This window comes from Phaeovulum veldkampii DSM 11550, from assembly GCF_003034995.1.
In the GTDB taxonomy this organism is placed as follows: Bacteria; Pseudomonadota; Alphaproteobacteria; order Rhodobacterales; family Rhodobacteraceae; genus Phaeovulum; species Phaeovulum veldkampii.
Genome location: NZ_PZKF01000065.1, coordinates 1 through 7,888, shown reverse-complemented (window position 1 = coordinate 7,888; position 7,888 = coordinate 1). Strand labels below are relative to the sequence as shown.

Annotated in this window: 7 protein-coding genes; 5 read left to right on the top strand and 2 right to left on the bottom strand. The window is 62.6% G+C overall.

What is annotated here, in order from left to right; genetic code table 11:
- Positions 1–147: 147 nt before the first annotated feature.
- Positions 148–558 (bottom strand): PIN domain-containing protein, encoded by a 411-nt coding sequence (locus C5F46_RS15195; RefSeq protein WP_107326168.1) that lies wholly within the window; start codon positions 556–558, stop codon positions 148–150.
- Positions 548–775 (bottom strand): AbrB/MazE/SpoVT family DNA-binding domain-containing protein, encoded by a 228-nt coding sequence (locus tag C5F46_RS15190; RefSeq protein ID WP_018065893.1) that lies wholly within the window; start codon positions 773–775, stop codon positions 548–550. The genes C5F46_RS15195 and C5F46_RS15190 overlap by 11 nt, the downstream gene beginning before the upstream one ends.
- A 209-nt stretch (positions 776–984) precedes the next feature.
- Between C5F46_RS15190 and repA the strand changes: the two genes are divergently transcribed.
- The 5 genes from repA to C5F46_RS15165 all read left to right on the top strand — a co-directional run bounded on the left by repA (position 985) and on the right by C5F46_RS15165 (position 7,432).
- Positions 985–2,178 carry a plasmid partitioning protein RepA gene (repA, locus tag C5F46_RS15185; protein WP_010400282.1) on the top strand — a complete coding sequence of 398 codons (1,194 nt, stop codon included), beginning with the start codon at positions 985–987 and terminating at the stop codon, positions 2,176–2,178.
- A complete protein-coding gene (gene repB, locus C5F46_RS15180) occupies positions 2,162–3,094 on the top strand; it encodes a plasmid partitioning protein RepB (protein ID WP_107326167.1) in 933 nt (310 codons plus the stop codon). The genes repA and repB overlap by 17 nt, the downstream gene beginning before the upstream one ends.
- A 212-nt stretch (positions 3,095–3,306) precedes the next feature.
- Positions 3,307–4,518 carry a plasmid replication protein RepC gene (repC, locus tag C5F46_RS15175; protein WP_107326166.1) on the top strand — a complete coding sequence of 404 codons (1,212 nt, stop codon included), beginning with the start codon at positions 3,307–3,309 and terminating at the stop codon, positions 4,516–4,518.
- 169 nt (positions 4,519–4,687) lie between these two features.
- Positions 4,688–6,859: a ParB/RepB/Spo0J family partition protein gene (locus C5F46_RS15170; protein ID WP_107326165.1), complete on the top strand. Its 2,172-nt coding sequence runs from the start codon at positions 4,688–4,690 to the stop codon at positions 6,857–6,859.
- 99 nt (positions 6,860–6,958) lie between these two features.
- Complete coding sequence (locus C5F46_RS15165; protein ID WP_107326164.1) at positions 6,959–7,432, top strand: hypothetical protein; 474 nt, start codon at positions 6,959–6,961, stop codon at positions 7,430–7,432.
- Positions 7,433–7,888 lie beyond the last annotated feature (456 nt).

The following is a 7,888-nucleotide window of genomic DNA, read 5'->3' as shown; positions in this document are numbered from 1 at the left end:
GAACACCCGTGGCGGACAAGCTGGCAGCCGTCATCCGTGAAGATGCTGCTGGAGCGGGCGGAGAGGTTGGGTCTGCTTGAGTAGCCTAACAACCTTGCGAATCCTCCATGACATGGAAGGATTACAAGACTTTGGCAGACGCCAAGCTCAGAAACTGTCCGCTCGCGCAAAGGGGTTGATGATGCGAAGTTGGCCTTCCACCAGCAAGCCATCTTGCATGTCCTCGCTCCACAGCGTGGTGCAGCCTGCAACCAAAGCGCTGGCCACGATCATCGCGTCGTAGATCGAGAAGCCGTAGCGTTCCGCCAAGGCGCGGCCGACGTCATGGGTCTGAAGGGTCAGGTCTTCGACGGGACACAAGGCGCGCACGCCTTCGAGAAACGCCCCTGCTTCCTCCCAACTCAGGCCAGCCTTGCGGCGACAGTTGACCAGCGTCTCGTTCAGGACTTGAACGCTGATCCGGGGCCCCTCCCCCAAGATGACCTCGGCGCGATCGGCCTTCGGGCCGTCGTCGAGCAGGTAAAGAACGACATTCGTATCCGCGAACTCAGCGCTCATGCGCGTCATCGCGGCTCAGGCGCTCTGCAGCGGGCAGCTTGCCCCGGAACCGGCGCAGACCCGTCAGCACCTCATCCGCGCGCGCCAGACGACGGACTCTGACCTGGCCGTCGTCCTTGACCAGGTCGATCTGATCGCCTTCCTTGAGGCCAAGCTCCCGAACAAGCTCGGCGGGCAGGCGGACGGCAAGTGAGTTGCCCCATTTCGCGACCTGCATTTTGGCCTCCTGCGTGGATATACGATCAGTAATGTATATCAAACTAGCTACATGGGCAAGCCTGTCCGCGAGCTTGGGCTACTCTTGTGCGTCACGCAGTGGCTGACACCAGATTTAGAAAGTGCTTGCGCGAATCTGATCGGTCAGGCAATAGTCTCGAAAAATAACGCGCGGTCACATAAAAATCGCGCCCACGGATCGAGCGGGGCATGACCGAGATAGACAAAGACCTGGACGTCGCCATTGGTCACTACGCCGAACTCTTGGCTTCGAACCTGCATGCACAACGTGCAGCGCACTTCCCACCCGATGCGAAGAAGGTGATGCGCAGCTTGACGAGCGGTGAGGCGGCCGAGTTGCTCGGTGTCGATCATACCTACCTTCGCAAACTTCATCGGGAAGGCAAGATCACCGACGTTGAAACGACGGCCGGTAGCCATCGCCGCTACACCCTCGACGATGTCTGGGAGATCAGACAAAGCCTTGAGGCCAACGCCAAGAAGCCGGGAACGTACGTGCCGGGCCGTCGTAAGGGCGACGAGCTACAAGTCATTTCCGTTGTGAATTTCAAGGGTGGAAGCGGCAAGACCACCACATCAGCGCACCTTGCGCAGAGACTCGCGTTCAAGGGTTATCGTGTGCTGGCCATTGATCTGGATCCGCAGGCGTCGTTGTCCGCCTTGCACGGGATCCAGCCTGAACTGGACCTCATGGAAGGCGGGACGCTGTACGACGCAGTCCGGTATGACGACCCTGTTCCGGTTTCCGAGGTCATCAGGAAGACCTACATCCGTGGCCTGGATCTCATTCCGGGCAATCTCGAGCTCATGGAGTTCGAGCACGAGACCCCGGCCGCGATCCAGCGTGGCGGCGCCCGCGCTTTCTTCGCGAGAGTCCGAGACGCCCTCGACAGCGTCGAAAGTGACTACGATGTCGTCGTGATCGACTGCCCTCCGCAACTGGGCTTCCTGACCATGTCTGCCCTTTCCGCGTCCTCGGGCGTCCTGGTGACGGTCCACCCGCAGATGCTTGACCTCATGTCCATGTCGCAGTTCCTGCGGATGACGGCCGACCTGCTGGGCGTGATCCGCGATGCAGGCGCCAACCTGCGGTTCGATTGGCTCCGGTTCCTGCCGACCCGCTACAAGGTGGGCGACGCCCCGCAAACCGAGGTGATCGCCTTCATCCGCGGGCTCTTCGGGCGTTCGGTGCTGACCAACCACATGGTCGAGTCGACGGCGATATCGGATGCCGGGCTGACCAAGCAGACCTTGTATGAGGCGGACAAAAAGGACTTCACGCGCCAGACCTTCGACCGCGCCATCGAGTCCATGAATGCCGTCAACGACGAGATCGCTGCGATCATCCAAAGCACGTGGGGACGCAATGGCAAGAAAGCCTAAACTGGGACTGCCCTTGCAGACCTTGCGCAATGCCCCCGACGCTCTTGAGGGGCGCAGGCTGCGGGGCGGCGTGTTCGAGATCGAGCCTGACCATGTCGAGACCGTGGGCAGGCTGGATGACCGTCTTCAAATCGAGATTGCGGGGCTGAAGGCATCGATCTCCAGAAGTGGCCAACGGGTGCCGATCCTCGTGCGACCTCTCGAAGGGGATCGCTACAGCCTGATCTACGGGCGGCGTCGGCTTGAAGCCTGCCGGGATCTCGGGATCAAGGTCCGTGCGATCATCACCGAAATGGACGGGGATCAGGCGCTTCGGGATCAGCTGCTCGAGAACCAAGAACGCCGCGACCTGAGCTTCATCGAACGTGCCTTGGTGGCGGCAGCCTTGCTCAATGGCGATCACCTGGGAGAGGCGGAACGCACCAACAAGGGCGTGGCAGAGGTTCTAGGTCTTACCGAAGCTGGTGTGTCGCAGCTGTTAAGCGTCGTCCGCGCGGTTGGCGAGAGCCTCGTCCTAGCGATAGGTGCTGCGCCAGGTATCGGCCGGCCTCGTTGGGAGGAACTCAAGAAGTCACTGGGCGATGCATCTGTGGACCGCGAGAACCTCGCTGCACTAGCGGCAGAGACCAGGTCCTCTCACTCCGGTGGACCTGACGAAAAGTCGGACGCCGCGTTCCTGGCCGTCCTCTCCGCAGTGGTGCAGGCAGAGCGGCCGACCCGCCCATCAAGTCCCCGAGGGGCACCCATTGTGGCCATTCCGGGTGTCGGGGCTGCAACCATCGCGACAGGGCGCCGCGGCCGACAGTTCAAGCTCGAGCTGAAGGCCGAGGATAGAGATTTTGTCAGCTGGCTTGAGGGCAAGGCCCCGCAGCTGATCGCCGAGCTTCACGAGCGCTGGAAGCGCAAGGAAGACTGAGGAAGAGCAACAACCAAAAAGGAGGCACGAGACAGGCAGAAAAGAAAAAGGCCCCGAGAAGCAAGCTTCACGAGACCTTTCTTAGGTTTCGCACGGGACCAGCCCGCTACAAAACTCAGTTTTCGCACCTCTGAATGTAGCGATCTGGCCCCTTTCCCGCAAGCGCAAAGCGATTCGCGGGCCAGGGAAATTTTGCCTTCGTGAATGACATCATGGAGTACACACCGATTTCGCCGTTTATGCGGCCGATCTCGCACGCCCATCTGCGCGTGGTCGAGCAGCCTGAGGCGTCTGTTCCGGGCAAGCCCGTCAACAAGTGGGAGCTCCTTCGCGAGCTGTCCAAGGCGCAGGCCGCCTTTAGGATTTCCGAGCGCGATCTGACTGTTCTGCAGGGGCTTCTCAGCTTCTTTCCGGATGATGCGCTTGGCGGGAACGCCGAGATGGTTGTCTTCCCGTCCAACAAGGCAATCTGCGAGCGGCTGAACGGTATGCCTTGCTCCACGATGCGCAGGCACATTGCCCGCCTGGTCGAGGCAGGCTTGCTGATGCGCCGCGATAGCCCCAACGGGAAGAGGTATGTCCGCAAGCATGGCGAAGAGCGCGTGGCTTTTGGCTTTGATCTCTCGCCGCTCTACTGCCGGGCCGAGGAGATTGCACGGGCCGCAGAGGCCGTGCGTGAGGCCGAGGACCGTGTGCGGCGACTGCGGGAGGTCGTGAGCCTCATGCGGCGCGATCTTGCTGCCCTGGCGGAGTTTGGAGAGGAGATCCAGCCGGGCCTTGGCCTCTGGGACCAGCTGCGTGACAAGGCTGTTCTCACTGCTCGCGCCCTGCGCCGCAAGCTCGTGCTAGAGGAGCTCTCGGCATACCGAGCCGAGCTCGAAGCTCTTCTCGATCATGCACGCAACGTCATTGATGGTCCTGAAACAGAAGAAATGAACACCAATGATGCCAGCTTTGAGCGTCACCATCATAATTCAAATACAGAATCTATAGATCTTGAACCTGCCTTAGAAAAAGGCGGGGCGGCGGCCGGCGCGCCAGATGTTGAAACGGATGCACTTGGCGCTGACGTGGAAGAAGCGGATACAAGACGCGTGCCAAAGATCCCGCTCCATCTGGTGATCGCGGGCTGCCCGTCGCTCAAGACCTTCTACCAGGGAGATATCCGCCACTGGCATCAGCTTTTCGACGCAGCTTGCCATGTGCGGCCGGCCATGGGGATCAGTGCGTCCGCTTGGGAAGAAGCGCAACGGTTCATGGGCCCCGAGCAGGCATCGATCGTTGTTGTCGCCATGCTGGAACGCTTCGCCGACATCCGATCGCCCGGTGGCTATCTCCGTGCGCTGACATCGAAGGCGGCGGCGGGCGAGTTCTCCTGCGGGCCGATGGTCATGGCACTGATGTCCCGGCGAAATGCTGCATAACAGCTGTTAAGTCTCTTGGAGCGATCATCAAGTTCGGCGCGACTTTACAGCTGTTAAGTCACGCAGCGATGCGTCGATAGCCGAAGAGAGGAAAAGGTTGGGGGTTTGAGGGGTGACGGGAAGTGAGATCGGGAGAGTGGCTTCCGGCGCCCGTCGCGGAGAAGATCTGATGGCGAAAGCAGCCCAGAAAGTCACCCTGTCCCCCTCGCGGGACATTCCCTTCAACAAGCTCGCGCTGAGCCAGTCCAACGTGCGGCGCATCAAGGCAGGCGTCTCGGTCGAGGAACTGGCCGAAGACATCGCGCGGCGTGGGCTCTTGCAGGGGTTGAACGTCCGGCCCATGCTCGATGCCGAGGGCGTTGAGACCGGGATGTTCGAGATCCCGGCCGGTGGTCGTCGCTTCCAGGCGCTGTCGCTGCTGGTGAAGCAGAAGCGGCTGGCGAAGACCGCGCCGATCCCCTGCATCGTGCGGGATGCCGCGTCGGAGATCCTGGCCGAGGACGACTCGCTGGCGGAGAACATGCAGCGCGTTGCGCTTCACCCGCTCGACCAGTTCCGCGCTTTCCAAGCCCTGCGCGAAAAGGGTCAGGGCGAGGAAGCGATCGCGGCGGCCTTCTTCGTCACGCCGCAGATCGTCAAGCAGCGCCTGAAAATCGCCTGCGTGGCCCCTGCCCTGCTCGAGGTCTATGCCGAGGATGGGATGACGCTGGAACAGCTGATGGCGTTCACGGTGAACCCGGATCATGCGCGTCAGGTCCAGGTCTGGGATGCGGTCAAGAACTCCTGGAATAAGGAGCCCTATGCCATCCGGCGCATGCTGACCGAGACCTCGGTTCGGGCCTCGGACCGCCGCGCGATCTTCGTCGGTGTCGATGCCTATGAGGCGGCGGGTGGTGTCGTGCTGCGTGATCTCTTTCAGGGTGATGACGGTGGCTGGCTCGAGGACCCTGCCCTTCTTGATCGGCTTGTCGCTGAGAAGCTTCAGGCGGAAGCCGATTCGCTCGCTTCCGAAGGCTGGAAGTGGATCGAAGTCGCGACCGACCTGCCCTATGGCTACAGCCACGGTCTGCGGCGCCTGGCCGGTGACCCGGCACCGATGACCGACGAGGAAAGCGCGGCCCACGCTGTGCTCCTCGCCGAGTACCGGGCGCTAGAGGAAGAATACTCCGGCCAGGACGAATACCCCGAGGAGATCGACGCGCGGCTCGGTCAGCTCGAGATGGCGATGGAAGCGATTGAGCAGCGGCCGCTGATTTACGATGAGGCCGAGATCGCGCGCGCGGGTGTCTTCATGACGCTGGATCGGGACGGCAGCCTTGCGGTCTATCGCGGTTATGTCCGGCCCGAGGATGAGCCGCGCGAGGAGACCGCGGTCCAGGATGGTGATGGAGCAGATCCCATGGGGCAGGGGGGTGATGTCGGTGATTCCGGATGGAATCCTTCGTCCATCTCTGCCGTAGGTACTGTCATCACCTCGGGTGGTAAGTTGATCGGTGCTGAGCCGTCTGTCGAGGAGGACGACGGGGCGCTGAAGCCGTTGCCCGAGCGGTTGGTCATGGAACTGACCGCCCACCGGACGTTGGCGCTGCGCGAGGCCATCGGGCGGTCGCCCGACGTGGCGCTGACGCTGCTGCTCCTGAAGCTGGTGACGGATACCTTCCGCACCTCCCATGCCTCGGGCAGCTGCCTCGAAGCTTCGGTTCGCCACGTCTACATGTCGGCACAGGCACCCGATCTCAAGGACAGCGTGGTGGCCAAGCTGGTCGATGAGCGTCACGCGGCCTGGGAGGCCGATCTGCCCCTCGGCGATGATGCGGCGCTCTGGGACTATCTGACGGTCCTCGACCAGGGCAGCCGTCTAGCGCTCCTGGCGCATTGCCTCAGCTTCGGGATCAACGCGCTCCATGAGAAGGTGAACCCCTACGGTGCAGGCATCTCGGCCAGCGGCCTGACCCGCCGCATGGCCCATGCCGATCTCGTGGCCCGCGCGGTGGATCTCGACATGGTCGAAGCGGGTTGGGAGCCGAGGGTCGACGGCTATCTCAACCGCGTGCCCAAGGCCCGGATCCTCGATGCCGTGCGCGAGGCAAAGGGGGAGGGCACCGCGCAGCTGCTCGACCATCTGAAGAAGGGTGAGATGGCAACGGAAGCCGAGCGGCTCCTCAAAGGCAGCGGCTGGTTGCCCGAGGTCCTGCGCCGGGTCGATCTGGCGGTACGCGATGGTGAGGCGATCGCGGAAGGGCAGGGGGAGGACGCGGGCGAGCCCGAGGATGTCGATCTCCCGGCCTTCCTTACGGCCGACCTGCCGGACAGCGCTGCGTCGATGATGGCTGCAGAGTGATCTGAGCCATCCGGGGGCGGGGCAACCCGCTCTCACTCTCACAATATTCAACAATATCAATACGATGAATGCATAAGCTCGCATTCGGGACGAGGAATCATGTCTGCAACCACCATCATCGATACAGCCCCACTCGGGGCGCTGATCCGCTATACCGACGGCAGTCCCAAGCCGCCGGCACGTTTCACGAAGAAGCTCGCGGCCTGGGAGCGCTCGAACGGCGTGGGCCGTCTCGTGAAGAAGGAACCGCCCCGGGCCTATCCGACCTGGACAGCGCCAGCCTCCTTCACGCTGCATGAAGGGAACTTCTCCTCGGACGGGGTCATTCTCGTCACCATCATGCGCAGCCATTCGGCGGACAGCCGTCTAATCTTCGAGGTGGCCGAGGAACCGAAGCCCGGGCAGGTGCTTGTGCTTCTGGACTTCGGCGGGAATACCGAACTGCTGCATCTGGCGGAGTCCATCGCCGCGGCGGACCTCTGGATCGCGCGGGAAGGTTATCGCAACGCGCGGCTTGAAATCGTCGGTGCCGAGGACGGCGATAGGGCAGGGGGCGCGGATCAGGCCGCCTGAGCCCTGACATGGCGTGAGGGGCCTGCCGACGGGCGGGCCTCTCACCGATCACACTATCGTCCCGCGATGTCGCGGGGCGTCGAAGGTTCCATCCCCCAATATGGAGGTCTTCAACCAAGAGCCTGCCCCGGGAGGCTCGCGGCGTTCCAAGCATCAGCGGGACAACCGGCTCCTGACGTTAGGGCACCATCCCCCGCTCGCCACTCCCTTCCTTGCCCCGAATCCTGTCTTCGAGATCAACCCTCAAGGGGTCGGACTACGGGCGAGCCCGTGCCGCCGGGTGGATTCGGGCGAGCCGAACGCACCCGGTGATGTCAGCCAGTCTTCGGGCCTGCGGGGTCCTGTCGCGCGGGGGATGGTCCCCCGCCTCCCAGACAGGAGCCAAACAGATGTCCCGCAAAGATGCTCACGCTTTCGCCGCCTCCCTCGCCGCCACGCTCATGGTTTCGATCGTGG